Genomic DNA, 17284 nt, shown 5'->3' on the forward strand with positions numbered 1-17284 from the left:
TTTTGACGGTTCTATTCGTTATGACGTCACACCTCGTCAGGCGAAGATGGTCGATCCAGTGGACTTAATTCACCAGCCTTCTAGGCAACATCAAACTCTGCCTAGAAGGCCGGTGAAAAACCCCATCGTTTTGAAGGAAAACTGGACTCATGGATCGAATTCATTCCATCAAAGCAAGCAAGCATTCCTTTCCCAAAAAGGAGATTCAAACATGCGGCCTCGACGATTGACTTCCCATCAACCCAAATTGTTTCAGCATATTGATATGGAAGCCCTCGTGCCACAAAATCACATCCTTCGCCAAATCGATCGCGTCTTGGACTTCTCCGCGATCCATGAGTGGGTCGCCCCGCTTTATTCGGAACGCGCCGGACGCCCGGCCGTCGATCCGGAACTCGTCATGCGGATCATCTTACTTTCTTACCTCTTCAATCACTCTGAGCGGGAACTCTTTCAAACGCTCCCCATGCACGCCGGTTATTTGTGGTTCTTAGGGCTCGATTTTGAGTCCGTACTTCACCCGGAGGCCGGGGGTCCGCGGCTTCCGGATCGTACGACCGTGGTCAAAACACGGAAACTTTGGCGCAGGCATGGCATTTTTGAGAAAGCCATGCGCCATGTGGTGGATCAGTGCATCGCCGCAGGGCTCGTTCAGCCGGAAGTGCATGTCGCGGTGGACGGTACGCTTGTCCGAGCCAATGCTTCCATCCACAGTTTAAAGCCCATCGCGCCGGTCCCCGTGGAGTCGCTTGACGCTTATCTGGCCCGGCTGGAGGAAGAAGATCGCTCGTTTTCCGACGGCGGAGACGAAGACGACTCCTCTCCGTCTGACCCCCATCCTCCCGATCCGGGCCCGAACCTTTCATCCCCCGGCTCCCCTTCGGCTTCGTCGGGAAGGCCACCCAAGAAGCCGGGCGATTTTCGGGGGGAGCGGTTTTCCAACCGGACCCACCGGAGCATGACCGATCCGGATGCCCGCCTTTATCGAAAGAGCTCCGGTCAAGAAGCCCATTTGCGTTATCTCATTCATCATACGGTGGACACCCGCTCCTCCGTCATCTTGCGGACCCAGGCCAAGATCATCACGGGCACTGCGGAACGAGAGGCCGCCATCGAAGCTCTGCTGCACATCCGGCGTGAGCACCCCTCTCTTCGCATTCAAAGCGTCTCCGGAGACGGTGGATATGCCGATACGGAAACGCTCGATCGGCTTTTGAAGATGGACGTCGTTCCCCTTATTCCCGTGCGATCGCTTCAAAAAGAAGCGCTCCCCGGGTGGCGCCGAGCCGTCCGGGATCCGGAGAAAGCGCGCCAAAGATGGAGCAAGATCAAGGCGGTGCTCGTGCGGAACAAAGTTCGTCGCCTGAATGGTCAAACGCATTACCGAGCCATTCGGAAACGACGCGTTGTCATTGAACGTCTTTTTGCCGAAGGCAAAGAGCAGCACGGCTTAAGCCGTGCTCGAAGCCGTGGCTTGGAAGCGATGCAAGAGCAAGCCATCCTGACGGCTGTAGTGCAGAATCTCAAACGATTAAGCCGGTATGTGCGGAAGCGCCCACAGACCGGGAGTTTCGTGTGCCTCAAACCGGCATACGAAAGGCTCACAAGGGGAGCGGCCGCATTTTTGACGGTTCTATTCGTTATGACGTCACACCTCGTCAGGCGAAGATGGTCGATCCAGTGGACTTAATTCACCAGCCTTCTAGACCCTGCGCTTTTGGGCCACTATCCGCTCTGGATGGCCGCCTACCGCCGCTCAGAACCGCCAGCGGTCGCCGGTTGGCCGCCGTGGACCTTCTGGCAGTATGACGATCGGGAGACGGTGCCGTGTCATACGTCCTTCAGACTGGACAGATACGAAAGCGATGTTGTCTCCTTCTGTCAAAGGCAAAAGGCTCGTGAAACGAACCAAATCCATCCCGGCTCCATCCCATTCAAAGTTCAAAGCGGCTTTGGAACGGATCAAAGGCGAAAAAACGCTCGTCGAACGCTCCCGGGAATCCGGCGTTCATCCGAACCCCCTCTGGAAGGGAAAGCTTACCCTCCTGGAAAAAGGCGCTGAGCGCTCCCTTCCCCGAACAGAGAGAGGATCCCCGAAGCGCATCCGTGATTTGGTTGAGCTCCTCGGCCAAAAGGAGGTCGAAATCGCGCGCCTCAAAAACTTCCTCGGGCAGGGGAGCGAGATCAACTTTCCCTTCAGGAACGCATCCGCCTGGCTCAAGAGGCGCTGGCCAGGCGACGGGCTCCTCTGCCGGTTCTCCTCAGGACGCCTGATTTCCGCGGGCAACCGGGTATGACCAGAAAAGCGAAAGGAAGCCGAAAAGAGACGGGCTCTGTCGGGCGAAGCGCTCAAAGCGCAGATCGAAGCCATCCTTCAGGAACATCCGGAGTCCGGCGATCGCCGCCTCGAGGCCGAGCTTCGGCGGCGGGGAATCGTCGTCCATGGGAAGCGGGTCCGGCGTCTTCTTCATCCGTTTGAGCTTTCCCTCACGCGAAAGGTGAGAAAACCAAAGCCGAATCCGCTGCTCGAGACGGTCGTCCTGGCCAAGGAACGGGCGAATCTCGTCGCCGGCCTTCTTTCCGAACGGGAACCGGACGCCTTTGAGGGGCTCACCACCGATTTCACCCCGCTCGTCTATGGCGGCGGGAAGGTTTGGTTTTTGCCGATTCTGGACGCACGAAGCCGGCTGGTGCTTGGATACGCCTTCTCTTTCACTCCGGAGGTTCAGACGGCGCTTCAGGCGTGGGAACGGGCCAAAGCGTTCATTCTGACCCAAAAGGGAGAGCGCCCGAAAGCCATCGTGCGTCACGATCCGGGCGGCGCCTTTTTAAGCCACGCGTGGGTGGGGCATCTTTTGCTTCAAGAAGGACAGCGACGGTCGTACAGCCTTCGGGGTCCGAAGGAGAAACGATCGTCGCATCCTTCTTCTCGCGTTTCAAAGCAGAGCATCAAGAGCTTCTCTTGAAGCAAAGCGCGTCGAAGCCCTCGATGTGCTTTTGGCCGAACGGCTCCGGACCTATCACGAGCGCCGAGAGCATTCAAGCCTGCGGTACAAAACGCCCCAAGAAACGCGCAAAGAAGCCCTGAGCGCAGGCAAGGCCTGCATCACATCGGGATGCCGATCAAATCGTCTAACTTAAGGGGCGTGGTTCCCCGGGCATTGCGGGGCCGATCGATCTGGACCGGTACCGGGGCGCGGAACTTTCCGACGTGTGGGTCCGCCGGCCTTCGCTCGAGGTCGCAGCTCCGCCTTCCGCCGGCCCGTCCGGCTTGCCGGTCGTTTCGGTCGTTTCGAAGGGGCCGGACGGCGCGACGAAGGAGGCGATCGGTCCGGCGGCGGCCGGCCCCGGTTCGGACGCCGCCGGTTCGCCGACTCCGACCGCTGGCTTCGCGCCGGCCGCCGCTCCGGAACGGCCGCGGCCGAAGGCGGAACCCGCTTCGCCCCCGGCCGTCCCATCGGGCCATCCGGCGAAGGCAAAAGGGGCCTCCGGCCAAAGCCGGGGGTTGGCCCGCCTCGTCGCCCGGCCCGCTTGGGCGATGCGGACACTCGTCGCGGCGTTGAAAAAAGTGGGGCCTTGCTCCGGAGAGCATGACGTGTTATGATAAACGGTGCGCGTGGAGGCGTACCCAAGTGGACGAAGGGGGCTGACTCGAAATCAGCTAGGACGGGCAACCGTCGCGGAGGTTCGAATCCTCTCGCCTCCACCATTTTTTGGAGCCTATTATGACTGAATATTTATTAAATATAGTCTTCGTTTTTCGATCTCTTCGCTTCTCCGGTTCGCTCGACCGCTCGAAAACCGCCTCCGGGCAAGGCCCGTTGAAGGAATATGTCTGAGCGGGTCGAATACATCTTTACTAAGGAAGTGAGAAAGACACCCGGTGAAGGGAGCGCCAAAATGAGCGAACGGGGTGTGTTCAATTCGGCGCTGCAGCGGTTTGTCGACCACCTCCCCTTGCCGGCGGCGGTCATCGATGAAACCGGCCGGCTGCTGGTGAAAAATACGGCTTGGACCGAGGCGGCCGCCGCTTCTTCTGCCGACTTCGTCCGGGAGCCGCCGGCTTCATGGCCGGCTCCGCAGCCACGCGAGGATCAGATGTTTTGGCTCCCGCTGGAGGCGGCCGACCGCTTCCGTACATACCTCGCCATCCGCCCGGCGGCCGCCTCCGGCGAGGGCGAAAAAGATGTGCGCCGGCGGGCGCTGGAGGAGGCGTTTGAGCGATATCATGCGGCTTTTCTCGTCCTCGATCGCAAAGGCCGCATCTTATGGATGAACGCGCTGTTCCGCCGCTGGTTTTTCGTCCCGGCGGCGGCCGTCGGGCGGCCGATCGCAGACGTGTTTCGTCACCTTCCGGAGGAACAGACGCCGGCGCCTAAGCGGCTGATCGCCGGGGGAGAAGTTCGGGAAGAGCCGTTTACGTGGATGAGAAACGGAAAACCGCTCCATCTCGTCCGGGACAGCTACGCCCTCGGAGACATCGGCGCCGTCCTCCTCGCGTTCAAAGAGATCGGGCGTTACGCGAACATCGACGACAAGATCTTGCGGGCCGACCGGCTGGCGACGATCGGGCAGATGGCCGCCGGGACCGCCCACGAGATCCGGAACCCGCTGACGTCGCTCAGGGGTTTTTTGCAGCTGCTCGAGACTTCGCTGGCGGAGCACGGATTGGAGAAGGAACGGGAATACGTCCACCTCATGCTGAAAGAAATTCTCCGGATCAACGCCCTGGTCGACCAATTTTTGCTTCTCGGCAAGCCGCAGGCGGTCCGTTACCGAAAGCTTCGCCTGCCAGCGGTGGTGGCGGAGATCGTCCCGGTGCTCGCCGGGGAGGCGATGCTCCACGATATCGTTCTTGAAAATCACGTCCAGGAGCCGCTTCCGCCGATCATCGGCGATCCCGAGCTCATCAAACAGGTGCTCCTCAACATCGTCAAAAACGCCATCGAAGCCGTCGAACGGCAGGGGACGATCACCCTGACGGTCGATGTCGACCCGGAGATGCGGACGGTCCATCTGAATGTGCATGACACCGGGCCCGGCATTCCGCCGTACCTTGTCGACCGCATTTTCGACCCTTTTTTTACGACCAAAAAAGACGGAACCGGCCTCGGACTGGCCGTCTGCCAGCGGATCATCCAAGATCTCGGCGGGCAGATCCGCGTCATCAGCAAAGGCTTCGGGACGACGATGCAGATCGTCCTGCCTTACGTCGACGAAGCGGAAAGCGGTGCGGCGGAGGCGCGCGGCCGGAAGCGGGACACCGAAGATCCGAACGGCCCGGCACCGGATTCGATTCGATAGGCGCCGGCCGGCTCCCCGGGAGCGCCGATGTGGTACAATCGGGATGATCGCCTGCGGCGCAGGAGGGGATCACGATCGGCTATCAGGCGCTCTACCGGGCCTATCGTCCGAAGCGATTTCAAGAGCTCGTCGGTCAGGAACACGTAACGACGACGCTTCGCCAGGCGGTCAAAAGTGGGCGGGTGGCTCACGCGTATCTGTTTGCCGGCCCTCGGGGGACGGGAAAGACGAGCGCGGCCAAGATCCTCGCCAAGGCGATCAACTGCCTGGCGCCGGAAGACGGAGAACCGTGCGGCCGGTGCACCCACTGCCGCGCGATCGACGCCGGCGAGGCGCTGGACGTCGTCGAACTCGACGCGGCGTCCAACCGCGGCATCGACGAAATGCGGTCGATCCGTGACGCGACGTGGCTGAAGCCGGCCGCCCTTCAGACCAAGGTGTACATCATCGACGAAGCGCACATGCTGACCCACGAGGCGGCCAATGCCCTTTTAAAGACGCTCGAAGAGCCGCCGGAGCACGTCGTCTTCATCCTCGCGACGACCGACCCGGACAAGATGCCGGCGACGATCCGTTCCCGGGCGCAGCGGTTCGACTTTCGCCGCCTTGCGCCGGAGGCGCTCCGGGCCAGGGTCGAGGAGATCGCCGGCCGGGAAGGGATCGCCCTGGAGCCGGAAGCCCTCCGGCTCATCGTCGAGTTCGCCGACGGCGGACTCCGGGACGCCCTGGCGCTCCTCGATCAGGTTCGGGCGTATGCCGGCGACCGCATCGCCGCCGCGGACGTTCGGAACGTGGCGGGGCTCCCGGAGGCGGAGGAGATCGAGGCGATCCTCGCCGCTCTCGAGGAAGGGGACGCCGCCGGGCTCCATCGGGCGCTCGAAGCGGCGTACGGGGCCGGACGGGAGCCGGAGCGGCTCGCCAGGAGCCTCGCCCGGGCGCTTCGAGAGCGGTTTTACCGGCGGCGGAAAGAAGCGGGCGGTCCGGCGGAAGGCGAGGCGGCGCTCGCCCGGCGGCTGAGGGCGCTCATGGAGGTGGAGGCGGCCCTTCGTCTGAGCGTCGATCCTCACCTCAGGCTGGAGGCAGAGCTCATCGGCCTCCTCGCCGAAGGGGGCGTCGAGAAGGCCGGGGAACGGGCTTCCGAGGCGCTCCTCGGGCGGATCGCCGAGCTCGAGGCGCGCCTTCGGGCGCTGGAGGACCGCATGCGGCGGTCGGAACGGTCGGCCGCCGGCGCGGACGATGCGAAGGCGCCGCCCCCGACCTCGGAGGAAAACCGGCGACCGACGCCGGCGGCGGGCGCCGCGGCGCCCGGCGCATCGCTTTTCCCGTCCGCAGGCGCACTGGCGGCTGCTCCCGCCGGCGCGGCGGACCGGCCGGGGTCGAGCGCGGCGGAGCTTTCGGACTTCGCACGGGAGAACGATCCGGCGCGCCTTAAGGCGCTCGAAGAACGGTGGGCCAAGGTGCTTGCCGCGGTCAAGGGCCGGGACATTCGCGCCGAAGCGTGGCTGAAGCGCGGCCGGCCGGCGGCGGTCCGGGGGGAGGTCGCGCTCCTCGTCTTTACCGTCCCCCTTCACCGGCAGATGACCGAACAGAGCGACAACCGGCGGCACGTCGAGGCGGCGCTGGCCGAGGCGACCGGCGGGGAGATCCGGTCGTTTCGAACGGCGATGGCCGACGCGTGGGATCGGGCCCGAGGCGCCGCCGGCGACCCGCCGATCGTCCGGGCGGCCGTAGAGCTCGTCGGGCCCGAGCGGGTCGAGGTTCGCTACGGCGAGGAAGACGACGCGGAAGCGTAAGCCGGCGCGGCGGAAAAGAGCCGGCCCGCCGGCGGCAGGAGGCGAACGGGATGAACATGCAGCAGATGATGAAGCAGCTCAAAAAAATGCAAGAACAGATGGAAAAGGCGCAGGCGGCGCTCAAAGCGAAGACGGTGGAAGGCCGCGCCGGCGGGGGCGCCGTCGTCGTCACGATGAACGGGCACAAAGAGATCCTCGGCGTCAAGATCGACCCGAGCGTCGTCGACCCGGACGACGTCGGCCTGCTGGAAGACCTCGTGCAGGCGGCGGTGGCCGAGGCCCTCCGGGCGGCGGAGGCGCTGGCGCAGGAAGATCTCGGCCGGATCACCGGCGGCCTCCGGATTCCGGGTCTGTTCTGACGGGGGCGTCCCGATGCACTATCCGGAACCGCTGGCCCGACTGATCGAAGCGTTTCAGAAGCTGCCGGGGATCGGGCCGAAGACGGCGACGCGGCTTGCCTTTTACGTGCTCAAACTGCCCGATGAGGACGTTCGGGCGCTCGCCGAGGCCCTTCAGGCGGTCAAAAGGGATCTGAAGACGTGTTCGATCTGCCACAACGTCACCGACCGGGATCCCTGCGCGATCTGCAGCGATCCGACCCGGGATCGGCGGACGATCTGCGTCGTCGAGGAGCCGAAAGACGTCGCGGCGATGGAAAAGATGAAAGGGTACCGGGGCCTTTATCACGTGCTCGGCGGCGTTCTCTCTCCCCTCGACGGCATCGGCCCGGAAGAGCTGAAGATCAAGTCGCTCCTCGAACGGCTTCAGGATGAGACGGTGGAAGAGGTGATCATCGCCACCAATCCGTCCGTCGAAGGCGAGGCGACGGCGGTCTACCTCGCCCGGCTGATCAAGCCGTCGGGCATTCGGGTGACGCGCATCGCCTCCGGGCTCCCCGTCGGCGGCGATCTCGAGTACGCCGACGAGGTGACGCTGGCGCGGGCGTTGGAGGGGCGACGGGATGTCTGACGGGAGAAAGCCCGAAACCTGCGGCGAGGAACGGGAAGCCGGGCGGGGCGCCGAGGCGCCGATCGTGGAAGCCCTTAAGACCTACGCCGATCGCGTCCGCTTTCACGTTCCGGCCCACGGCGGACGCCCCTTCGGGCCGGAGGTCGCCGCCCTGCTCGGCCCGGCGCTTCGGTTCGACCAGACGGAAGTCGGGGCGCTCGACGATCTGCACCGGGCGACGGGCGTCATCCGGGAGGCGGAAGCCCTCGCCGCCCGGGCGTTCGGCGCTCGCCGGACGCGGTTTCTCGTCGGCGGGGCGTCCGCCGGCGTGATGGCCGCGGTGCTGGCCGTCCGGGAAAGCCGCCCGAACGGAGTGTGGCTGGCGGGGCGCGACGCGCACCGGTCGTTTTACCACGCTCTCATGCTGGCCGGCGCCGAGGCGATCCTCATCGCGCCGGAGGTGGACGCCTACGGTCGGCCGGACGGATACGATTGGGCACGATTTTGCGCCTGGGTCGAGCGGATCCCGGTGCAGGGGGCGTTCGTGACGACGCCGACGTACTTCGGTCGGCACCGCCCCCTCGAGGCGCTCGTCCGGTGCCTGCGCCGGCGAGGGATCCCGCTCGTCGTCGATCAGGCCCACGGCGGGCATTTCGGCCTCGATCCGCGCCTCCCGCCGTCGGCGGTCGCCGAAGGGGCCGACCTCGTCGTCCATTCGTCGCACAAATCGCTCGGGGCGCTGACGATGGCGGCGATGCTTCACCTCGTCGGGGACGCCGCTCTCGACGACGCCGTCGACGGGGCGCTGGTGAAGCTCCAGTCGTCCAGCCCCTCCTACCTGCTTCTGGCCTCCCTCGACCTCGTGCAGCAGTCCGTCCGCTCGGGGGCGCTTCCGAACCGCCTTCGCCGGGCGATCGACGTCGCCCGACCCCTGATGAGGCGGCTTCAGGCGGTGCGGCCGGACGCGGTCCTCCCGTCAGACGACCCGCTTCGTTTTTCGCTCCTCGCCCCTCCCGGCGAAGGGCCGGCGCTCCTTTCGCACTTTGCGACGGCGGGGATCGACCTGGAGCTCGCCTTCGGCGACCTCGCCCTGGCGATCGTGCCGCTCGGCGTCCGGCCGGAAGACGGCGACCGGCTCGAGGCGGCGTGGCGGTCGTTTTGGGCGGTGCGGCCGAAGGCGCATCCTGCCCGGGAAGCGGTCGGGCGCCGACCGGCGGTGCCCCTTTTTGTTCCGGCGGCCGAAGAGCGCCGGCGCTTTGCCCTGGGCGCCGGCCGGCGCCGTCGGCAAAGCCTCGCCGAAGCCGTCGGCCGGCCGCTGGCCGACGCCCTCGTCCCCTATCCGCCGGGGATTCCGTGGCGGTTTCCCGGTGACCGGCTTTCGGCCGAGGACGCGGCCGCGCTCGCGGCTGCCCTCGCGGCGGGCGCCTCCATCCACGGCGTCTTTCCGGACGGGACGGTGTCGGTGTTTGAGGAAGCGGAAGGATGAAGGCGGCGGTTGACCGGATAATGTGCGATTTATGGTAGAATGAAGAAAACGGACGTCGGAGGAGAGTCGCCGATGAAGATGATCATCGCGGTCGTTCAGGACCAGGACAGCCAAAAGCTCTCCCAGGCCCTCATCCAGGCCAACTTTCGCGCGACCAAGCTCGCCAGCACCGGCGGCTTCCTCCGGGCCGGGAACACGACATTTCTCATCGGCGTCGAGGACGACGACGTCGATCGGGTGCTCGACATCATCCGGGACAGCTGCCAGTCCCGCGAGCAGATGATCGCTCCGGTGGCGCCCCTGGGCGGGACGGCGACGAATTACGTCCCGTACCCGGTCGAAGTTCAGGTCGGCGGCGCGACGGTGTTCGTCCTCCATGTGGAACGGTTCGTCCACTTTTGATCCGGCGCGGGAGCCCCGGGCGGGACGGCTCATGGAGCGCATCGCGGCGAGCGGGCGGGCCGCCCACGCCTATTTGTTTTACGGGCCGCCGGGGAGCGGCAAGCGGGAGGCGGCCCGCCGCCTCGCCGCCCTGCTCCTCGGCCGCCCCCTCGCCGAGGCGGCGACCGACGTCCGCTGGGTCGAAGCGGACGGGCCTCTGGTCGGCATCGATGACGTGCGGGCGTGGATCGAGTGGGTGCACCGGGCGCCCCTTGCGGGGGCCCGCCGGGTCGTCGTCGTCGAGCAGGCGGAGCGGCTGACCCGAGAGGCGCAAAATGCGCTGCTCAAGGTGCTGGAGGAGCCGCCGGCGACCGCCCACTTCGTGCTGCTGACGGCTCGGCCGGGGCGGCTTTTACCGACGGTGCGCTCCCGGCTCTACCCGGTGCCGTTTTCCGCCGCGGACTCCGGCACCCGCTTGCTTTCGGCGCTGGCCGAAGGCGGTCTTTCCGTTGCCGGCGAAGGCAGGGACGGATCGGCCGGCGCCGGCGAAAAGACGGCGACCGGGGCGGCGTCTGGCGAGGGATGGGACGACGTGCTACACTTTTTATGTCACCTCCCGGCGACGCCCGGCCGGCGGCTTCAGGCGTACGCCGCCCTCGTCCGCAAGGCCGGCGCCGATCCGACGGTGGTCCTCGGCCGGCTTCTCGTCGCGTACCGGGACGTCCTGGTGCTCGCGACCGGCGGCGAGGCGTCCCTCGTCCTGGCGTCGGCGCGGCCGTGCCTGGAGCGCCTTGCCGCCCGCCTCGGTCCGGCCGGCGCTGCGCGGGTTGTCGTGCGCCTGATGGAGGCGCTGGCGGCCGTGCGGGAGCACCGATCGCCGGCTTGGGCGGAAGCGCTGGTGATGGAGCTGGAAGGGGTTTGACATGGTCGAGATCATCGGCGTCCGCTTCAAAAAGGCCGGGCGGATCTATTATTTTGACCCCGGGGAGGCGGAAGTGTCCGTCGGCGACGGCGTCATCGTGGAGACGATCCGCGGCATCGAGTACGGTCGCGTCGTCATCGGCCGGCGTCTGGTGCCGGAGGAAGACGTCGTGCTTCCGCTCCGCCCGCTGATCCGGCGGGCCGACGCGGCGGACGAGGCGGTCGTCGCGCAAAACCGCGAGGACGCCAATCGGGCGATCCCCGTCGCCCGGGAACTCATCGCCGCCCACGGGCTGCCGATGCGGCTCATCGATGCGGAATATACGTTTGACCGGGCGAAGCTCATTTTTTATTTCGCCGCGGACGGCCGCGTCGATTTCCGGGCCCTCGTTCGGGATCTTGCGGCGGTCTTCCGCACCCGGATCGAGCTCCGGCAGATCGGCGTGCGGGATCAGGCGAAGCTCATCGGCGGCATCGGCCCGTGCGGGCGGGTGCTTTGCTGCTCGTCGTTTCTCGGTGAATTTGAGCCGGTCACGATCAAGATGGCCAAAGATCAAAACCTGGTCTTGAATCCGACGAAAATCTCGGGACTCTGTGGCCGGCTGATGTGCTGTCTGACCTACGAAAACGATCAGTACGAATCGGCCCGGGAGATGCTCCCGGATCTCGGCGAGGAGATCGAGACGCCGTACGGGTCGGGGCGGGTCGTCGGCCTCAATCTCCTCGACCGGATCGTCCAGATCGCCCTCTCCGGCGGCCAGACGGTGGAGCTCCCGTGGGAGTCATTGGTTGCCTACTGGCAAGAGCGCTGGCAATGACGGGCGGACGGCGAGGCGAGGGGGTGGGCCGGCCGTGGAAAAAAAGGCGCTCTTTCATCGCCTGGAGGCGATGGAGGCCAAACTCGGGGAACTGTACGAAGCCCTCGGAGAACTGAAGCGGGACTTGCAGGCGCTGGTCGAGTCGGAGCTTCGCCTGGCGCTGGAAAACGAACGGCTTCGGCGGTCGCTGGCCGGCTCCGGCCGGGCGCCTGCCGGGACGGGGGCCGCAGCGGAAGTCGGCGTCGGCGAAGGGGTGGAAAACCTCGCCCGGTTGTATTACGAAGGCTTTCACGTCTGCCATCACGCGTTCGGCACGCTCCGGGCCGGCGGCGACTGCCTCTTCTGCCTCGATCTGTTGCACAAAGCGACCCGAAAGGGCCGGGAGGAGGGCGGCGATGCGGAGTCCAGGCGAACTTCCTCCGTCCGCGGCGCCCCTTAAGCCGGGGGAGCGGCTCGATCGTCTGGGCCTCGGGCGTCGGGTGATCATCCAGCGGGACGATGCCTTCCGCTTCGGCATCGACGCGGTCCTGCTCGCCGCCTTTGCCCGGGTCCCGTCCGAGGGGGAGATCGTCGACCTCGGCGCCGGAAATGGGGCGGTGCCGCTCCTTTTGGCCGACCGAACCGGCGCCCGGTTCACGCTGGTCGACATCCAGCCGGAGCTCCTCGACATGGCCCGCCGGAGCGCCGAACTGAACGGCCTTCAGGACCGGTTTCGGTTCGTGCTCTCGGACGTTCGGGAAGCCGCCGACGTCCTCGGCGCCGATCGGTTCGACTACGCGACGTCGAATCCGCCCTATTTGCGTCGCGGTGGCGGCACCCCGAGCCCGAACGCGATCCGGCACATCGCCCGCCACGAGACGACGGCGACGATCGACGATTTTGCCCGGGCCGCCGCCCGGCTCCTCAAGCCGCGGGGCCGCACCGCCTGGGTGTACCGGCCGGAGCGGCTGGCGGACCTGTTTTCCGCCCTGCAAAAGGCCCGGCTTCACCCCGTGCGGCTGCGCTGGGTCCATCCCCGGCCCGAGGCCCGCGCCGTTCTCGTCCTCGTGGAAGCGGTCAAAGGGCCGGCGGCTCCCCTTGCGGTGGAGCCGCCGCTTTTCGTCGCCGAAGGCGACGGCTATTCCGAGGCCATGATGGCCATCTACCGGATGAGCGGAGGCGCCGATGGCTGACGTCCACGTGCAAAAAAGCTTTGCGACGACCGGCGGCGTGCTGTACGTCGTCGGGACGCCGATCGGCCACCTCGACGATTTCACCCGGCGGGCCCAGAGCGTCCTGGCCTCGGTCGACCTGATCGCCGCCGAAGACACGCGGGTGACGCGGAAATTGCTGCAGGCGTACGGCATTCGGACGCCGCTCGTCAGCTTCCACGCCCACAGCGGCCCCGGCCGCCTTCAGGCGCTCGTTGAGCGGCTCGTCTCCGGCGCCTCGGTGGCCCTGGTCACCGACGCCGGCATGCCGGCCATCTCCGATCCCGGCGAAGCCCTCGTCCGGGCGGCGATCCACGCCGGCATCCCCGTCGTGCCGATCCCCGGCCCATCGGCGGTGATCGCGGCCCTTTCGGTCTCCGGGCTTCCGGCGACGCCCTTTTTGTTCGTCGGCTTCCTCCCGCGGCGGCCGGCGGAGCGCCGGGAGCGCCTGGCCGCATTAAAGCCGCTTCCTTTTACGCTCGTCTTTTACGAGGCGCCGCACCGGCTTTCGGCGACGCTCCGGGATCTTGTGGACGTCTTCGGCCCGCGGTCGGCGGTCGTTGCCCGGGAGATGACCAAGCGGCACGAGACGTTCTGGCGGGGCAAGCTTCCGGACCTTTGGGCGCTCGCGGAAAAAGAACCGCCCCGCGGGGAGATCACCCTCGTCGTCGAAGGCGCGGAGGCGGTCGACGGCCGGAGGGCCGCGCCGGCGGGCGGGGCGCCGGCCGGCGAGGAAAGCCCCGGCGAGGAGACGCCCGCCGGGGCGCTCCGGGCGCTTCTGGCCGCCGGTTTCAGCGGCCGCGACGCGGCCCGGGCGGTGGCGGAGCGCTTCGGCCTCTCCCGCCGGACGGTCTACCGCCTCCTTGCCGACCTGGACCGGGCCGGCGCCTTGATCCGGGAAGACGAAGACTAGCGGCACCGGTTCATCGCCGGGCCGGCTTCCTGGGGCGGGGAAAAGAGGCGGTCACCCGGCCCCCAAGGCGGTCGGCACCAAAAACGGGTCCGGCCGTTCCGGACCCGTCGAACCGTCTGGCGCACCGCCGCTCCATAGCGAATGATCGAAGCCTTTTTGGGCCGTTTCCCTTTTCGACGATGGCCGCCGGGGGCGCCAACAGACGCGGGGATCAGCGCCCGTCGCCCGGTTCCGGCGCGCCGGCCGGACGCACGGCGTCGCCGAGCTCGGCGGCGCACCGCCGGCAGACCTTTTTGTCCCTAAATTCGATCAAATCCGATGACGATCCACAAAAGACGCATCGCGCTTCGAGTTTTCTCAGCACGATCCGATCACCGTCGACGTAGATCTCCAGGGCGTCCCGCTCGCCGATGCCGAGGGTCCGCCGGAGCTCGATCGGGATGACGACGCGGCCGAGTTCGTCGACTTTGCGGACGATGCCGGTCGCTTTCACGGCTCTTCCCCCCCGACGGCGCCGCTCGTGACGCCAGGCTCCCTCTTTAGCATACCAGCTCCTGCCAGGGAGCGTCAACTTTCTTGACAGAGCCGGGAATCGGCGCTAAGATGGACAAAAATCATCCAGCGCGACTGAGGGACCGGGCATGGGAAAGTTTTACATTACGACGCCGATCTACTATCCGAGCGCGACGCTCCACATCGGGAACGCCTACACGACCGTGGCCGCCGACGCGATCGCCCGCTTCCGGCGGCTCGAAGGGGACGACGTCTTCTTCCTCACCGGCACCGACGAACACGGCCAGAAGCTCGCCAAGACGGCCGCCCGGCACGGCAAGGCGCCGCTCGAGTACATCGAGCCGATCGTCGCGTGGATCAAGGATCTCTGGGCGCGCCTCGACATCTCGTACGACGACTTCATCCGGACGACGGAGCCGCGGCACAAGGTGGCGGTGCAGAAGATCGTCGAGCGCCTCCTCGCCTCCGGCGACATCTACCTCGGCGAATACGAAGGCTACTACTGCGTCGAGTGCGAGGCCTACTGGACGGAGTTTCAGGCGAAGCGGGACGACGGCTACTACTGCCCCGACTGCGGCCGACCCATCAGTCGCGTCAAGGAAAAAAGCTATTTCTTCCGCCTGTCCAAGTACGCCGATCGGCTCGAAGAGCACATCGAACGCCATCCGGAGTTCATCCTGCCGGAGTCCCGGAAGCATGAGATGCTGAACAACTTCATCCGGCCAGGGCTTGAGGATCTTTCCATCTCCCGGACGAACTTCGACTGGGGGATCCCGCTTCCCCACGATCCGGAGCACGTCCTCTACGTCTGGATCGACGCCCTGTCGAACTACATCACCGCCCTCGGCTACGGATCCGACGACCCGTCGAAGTTCGAGCGCTACTGGCCGGCGGACGTCCACCTCGTCGGCAAAGACATCCTTCGCTTCCACACGATCATCTGGCCGGCCATCCTCATGGCGCTCGGTCTCCCGCTCCCGAAGACGGTCTTCGGCCACGGCTGGCTGCTCATGCCGGACGGGAAGATGTCGAAGTCGAAGGGGAACGCGATCGATCCGAAGTTCCTCATCGACCGGTACGGCTCCGACGCCGTCCGCTACTTCCTCCTCCGGGAGGTCCCGTTCGGTCAGGACGGCGTCTTTACGCCGGAGGCGTTCATCCGCCGGACAAACAGCGACCTCGCCAACGACCTCGGCAACCTCGTCCACCGGACGGCGGCGATGATCGAGCGGTACTTCGACGGGCGGCTCCCGGCGCCGGGGGAGGAGGCGCCGGCCGACGAGGCGTTTCGGGCGGAGGCGCTCGGGCTTCGGGCCAAGGTGAAGGCGGCGATGGACCGCTTCCACCTGAACGTTGCCCTCGGGGAAATCTTCGCCTTCGTCCATCGGGCGAACCAGTACATCGACGAGACGGCGCCGTGGGCGCTGGCCAAGGATCCGACGGCCCGCTCCCGCCTCGGCACCGTGCTGTATCAGCTCGCCGAAGGGATCCGCATCCTCGCCGTCCTCCTCGGTCCCTTCATGCCCCGGACGCCGGAGCGCATCTTCGCGATGTTTTCCGTTGGACCGGATGACCCGGCCCGGGACTACGGCCGGCTGGAGACGTGGGGGGTGCTTGCGCCGGGCCGGCGGGTGGAAAAAGGGCCACCGCTGTTCCCGCGGCTCGACCTCGAGGCGGAGATCGCGGCGATCGACGCTCACACCGCCGCCGCCCGGGCGCAGGCGGAGGCCAACCTCCGGTCCCGTTCGGCCGGCAGGGCGAACGGGCCGGCCGGCGAGGGAAGCGCTCCGGCCGGCGCCGGGCCGAAAACGGCAAACCGCATCCCGTCCGAAGGAGGAGAAAGCCGCGAGGCCGAAAGCCCGCCGAAAGCGCCGGAAGGCGTCACCCCGATCGACATCGAGACGTTCGGCAAGGTCGAGCTTCGGGCGGCGGAAGTCGTCGCGGCAGAGCGGGTGCCGGGCGCCGACCGGCTCCTTCGGCTCATCCTCGACCTCGGCGATGAGCGGCGGCAGGTCGTCTCCGGCATCGCCGAGCACTACGCGCCGGAGGCGCTCGTCGGGAAGAAACTCATTTGCGTCACGAACTTAAAGCCGGCCCGCTTCCGGGGGGTCGACTCGTACGGCATGATCCTCGCGGCGTCGTACGACGGCGACCTCAGGGTGATCGAGGTGCCGGCCGAGGTGCCGAACGGCACCCGGATCCGATGAGCGCCCCGCTGGTCGACACCCATGCCCACCTCGACGATCCGGCGTTTGATGCCGATCGGGCGGAGGTGCTGGCGCGGGCGAAGGCCGCCGGCGTCCGGGCGATCGTCAACGTCGGCTACAACCCGGAGCGCATCCGGACGACGCTCGCGCTCGCCGAGGCGGAGCCGATCGTCTACGCCGCCGTTGGGCTTCATCCGACGGAAGCGGAGCGCTTAAGCCCGGACGTTTTGGCGGCGATCCGGGAGGCGGCCCGGCACCCGAAGGTCGTCGCCATCGGCGAGATCGGCCTGGACTACCACCATCAGACGGCGTCCCGGGAGGCGCAGGTCCGGGCGTTTCGGGCGCAGCTCGACCTCGCCCGGGAGCTCGGCCTTCCGGTCATCATCCACAACCGGGACGCCCACGATGACGTGTATGCCCTCCTCCGGGAGGCCGACGCCGGGGCGATCGGGGGCGTGATGCATGCCTTTTCCGGCTCGGAGGCTCACGTCGAGGCCGCCGTCGCCCTCGGTTTTTATCTTTCCCTGGGTGGTCCGGTGACGTTTAAAAATGCCCGGGCGCTTCAGGCGCTCGTGCCCCGCATCCCGCTGGATCGCCTCGTCATCGAAACCGACGCGCCGTATCTGGCGCCCCACCCTTATCGGGGGAGGCGGAACGAAAGCGCCCACGTGCGCCTCGTCGCCGAGGCGGTGGCGCGCCTTGCCGGGCGTTCGGTGGAAGAGATCGCGCACCTGACGACCGACAACGCGAAACGGCTGTTTCGCCTTCCATCGCCGGACGCCCCACCGGACCACGGGATGGGTTGAGGTG

Annotated in this window: 18 protein-coding genes and 1 tRNA gene; 17 read left to right on the forward strand and 2 right to left on the reverse strand. The window is 66.6% G+C overall.

Annotation, left to right across the window (positions count from 1 at the left end):
* The first annotated feature begins 211 nt into the window (after window positions 1–211).
* Window positions 212–1690 carry a transposase gene (locus tag K2M58_RS00120; protein WP_220677697.1) on the forward strand — a complete coding sequence of 493 codons (1479 nt, stop codon included), beginning with the start codon at window positions 212–214 and terminating at the stop codon, window positions 1688–1690.
* A gap of 27 nt (window positions 1691–1717) precedes the next feature.
* Entirely contained in the window at window positions 1718–2062 is a 345-nt protein-coding gene (locus K2M58_RS12910; protein WP_354667523.1) for a GH25 family lysozyme, read from the forward strand.
* A gap of 199 nt (window positions 2063–2261) precedes the next feature.
* Here the strand turns inward: K2M58_RS12910 and K2M58_RS12455 are convergent, their stop codons facing one another.
* Complete coding sequence (locus tag K2M58_RS12455; protein ID WP_252393489.1) at window positions 2262–2471, reverse strand: hypothetical protein; 210 nt, start codon at window positions 2469–2471, stop codon at window positions 2262–2264.
* On the opposite strand from K2M58_RS12455, the gene K2M58_RS00130 reads away from it, so the two are divergent.
* The 13 genes from K2M58_RS00130 to rsmI all read left to right on the forward strand — a co-directional run bounded on the left by K2M58_RS00130 (window position 2370) and on the right by rsmI (window position 13754).
* Window positions 2370–2966, forward strand: a complete 597-nt coding sequence (locus K2M58_RS00130) for a hypothetical protein (protein WP_354667539.1) — start codon at window positions 2370–2372, stop codon at window positions 2964–2966. The two genes, K2M58_RS12455 and K2M58_RS00130, sit on opposite strands and share 102 nt — an antisense overlap.
* A gap of 652 nt (window positions 2967–3618) precedes the next feature.
* Window positions 3619–3709 (forward strand) — tRNA-Ser (locus K2M58_RS00135).
* Between the two features lie 191 nt (window positions 3710–3900).
* Complete coding sequence (locus K2M58_RS00140) at window positions 3901–5304, forward strand: ATP-binding protein (RefSeq protein ID WP_220677818.1); 1404 nt, start codon at window positions 3901–3903, stop codon at window positions 5302–5304.
* A gap of 74 nt (window positions 5305–5378) precedes the next feature.
* A complete protein-coding gene (dnaX, locus tag K2M58_RS00145) occupies window positions 5379–7097 on the forward strand; it encodes a DNA polymerase III subunit gamma/tau (protein WP_252393633.1) in 1719 nt (572 codons plus the stop codon).
* Window positions 7098–7147: 50 nt separating this feature from the next.
* The gene (locus K2M58_RS00150) at window positions 7148–7456 is read left to right on the forward strand and encodes a YbaB/EbfC family nucleoid-associated protein (protein ID WP_220677819.1); all 309 of its coding nucleotides are present in this window, start codon (window positions 7148–7150) and stop codon (window positions 7454–7456) included.
* Between the two features lie 13 nt (window positions 7457–7469).
* Window positions 7470–8066, forward strand: a complete 597-nt coding sequence (recR, locus tag K2M58_RS00155) for a recombination mediator RecR (protein ID WP_066201321.1) — start codon at window positions 7470–7472, stop codon at window positions 8064–8066.
* Window positions 8059–9531 carry an aminotransferase class I/II-fold pyridoxal phosphate-dependent enzyme gene (locus K2M58_RS00160; RefSeq protein WP_220677820.1) on the forward strand — a complete coding sequence of 491 codons (1473 nt, stop codon included), beginning with the start codon at window positions 8059–8061 and terminating at the stop codon, window positions 9529–9531. Before recR ends, K2M58_RS00160 begins: the two co-directional genes overlap by 8 nt.
* Before the next feature lie 72 nt (window positions 9532–9603).
* A complete protein-coding gene (locus K2M58_RS00165) occupies window positions 9604–9933 on the forward strand; it encodes a cyclic-di-AMP receptor (protein WP_220677821.1) in 330 nt (109 codons plus the stop codon).
* Window positions 9908–10834, forward strand: a complete 927-nt coding sequence (locus K2M58_RS00170; protein WP_220677822.1) for a DNA polymerase III subunit — start codon at window positions 9908–9910, stop codon at window positions 10832–10834. The genes K2M58_RS00165 and K2M58_RS00170 overlap by 26 nt, the downstream gene beginning before the upstream one ends.
* Window position 10835: 1 nt before the next feature.
* Window positions 10836–11651 (forward strand): PSP1 domain-containing protein, encoded by an 816-nt coding sequence (locus K2M58_RS00175; protein ID WP_066201308.1) that lies wholly within the window; start codon window positions 10836–10838, stop codon window positions 11649–11651.
* A 34-nt stretch (window positions 11652–11685) separates the two neighbouring features.
* The gene (locus tag K2M58_RS00180) at window positions 11686–12090 is read left to right on the forward strand and encodes an initiation-control protein YabA (RefSeq protein ID WP_220677823.1); all 405 of its coding nucleotides are present in this window, start codon (window positions 11686–11688) and stop codon (window positions 12088–12090) included.
* Window positions 12047–12823, forward strand: coding sequence for a tRNA1(Val) (adenine(37)-N6)-methyltransferase (locus K2M58_RS00185; RefSeq protein ID WP_220677824.1), 777 nt, complete (start codon window positions 12047–12049; stop codon window positions 12821–12823). The genes K2M58_RS00180 and K2M58_RS00185 overlap by 44 nt, the downstream gene beginning before the upstream one ends.
* Window positions 12816–13754, forward strand: coding sequence for a 16S rRNA (cytidine(1402)-2'-O)-methyltransferase (rsmI, locus tag K2M58_RS00190; protein ID WP_220677825.1), 939 nt, complete (start codon window positions 12816–12818; stop codon window positions 13752–13754). Before K2M58_RS00185 ends, rsmI begins: the two co-directional genes overlap by 8 nt.
* Window positions 13755–13965: 211 nt before the next feature.
* Here the strand turns inward: rsmI and K2M58_RS00195 are convergent, their stop codons facing one another.
* Window positions 13966–14247, reverse strand: a complete 282-nt coding sequence (locus K2M58_RS00195) for an AbrB/MazE/SpoVT family DNA-binding domain-containing protein (RefSeq protein WP_220677826.1) — start codon at window positions 14245–14247, stop codon at window positions 13966–13968.
* 148 nt (window positions 14248–14395) lie between these two features.
* On the opposite strand from K2M58_RS00195, the gene metG reads away from it, so the two are divergent.
* Both metG and K2M58_RS00205 read left to right on the forward strand, forming a co-directional pair.
* Complete coding sequence (gene metG, locus K2M58_RS00200) at window positions 14396–16474, forward strand: methionine--tRNA ligase (protein WP_220677827.1); 2079 nt, start codon at window positions 14396–14398, stop codon at window positions 16472–16474.
* Window positions 16471–17280 carry a TatD family hydrolase gene (locus tag K2M58_RS00205; protein ID WP_220677828.1) on the forward strand — a complete coding sequence of 270 codons (810 nt, stop codon included), beginning with the start codon at window positions 16471–16473 and terminating at the stop codon, window positions 17278–17280. The genes metG and K2M58_RS00205 overlap by 4 nt, the downstream gene beginning before the upstream one ends.
* The last annotated feature ends 4 nt before the right edge of the window (window positions 17281–17284 follow it).

Source organism: Hydrogenibacillus sp. N12 (assembly GCF_019645935.1).
GTDB classification, from domain to species: Bacteria; Bacillota; Bacilli; order Thermicanales; family DSM-22653; genus Hydrogenibacillus; species Hydrogenibacillus schlegelii.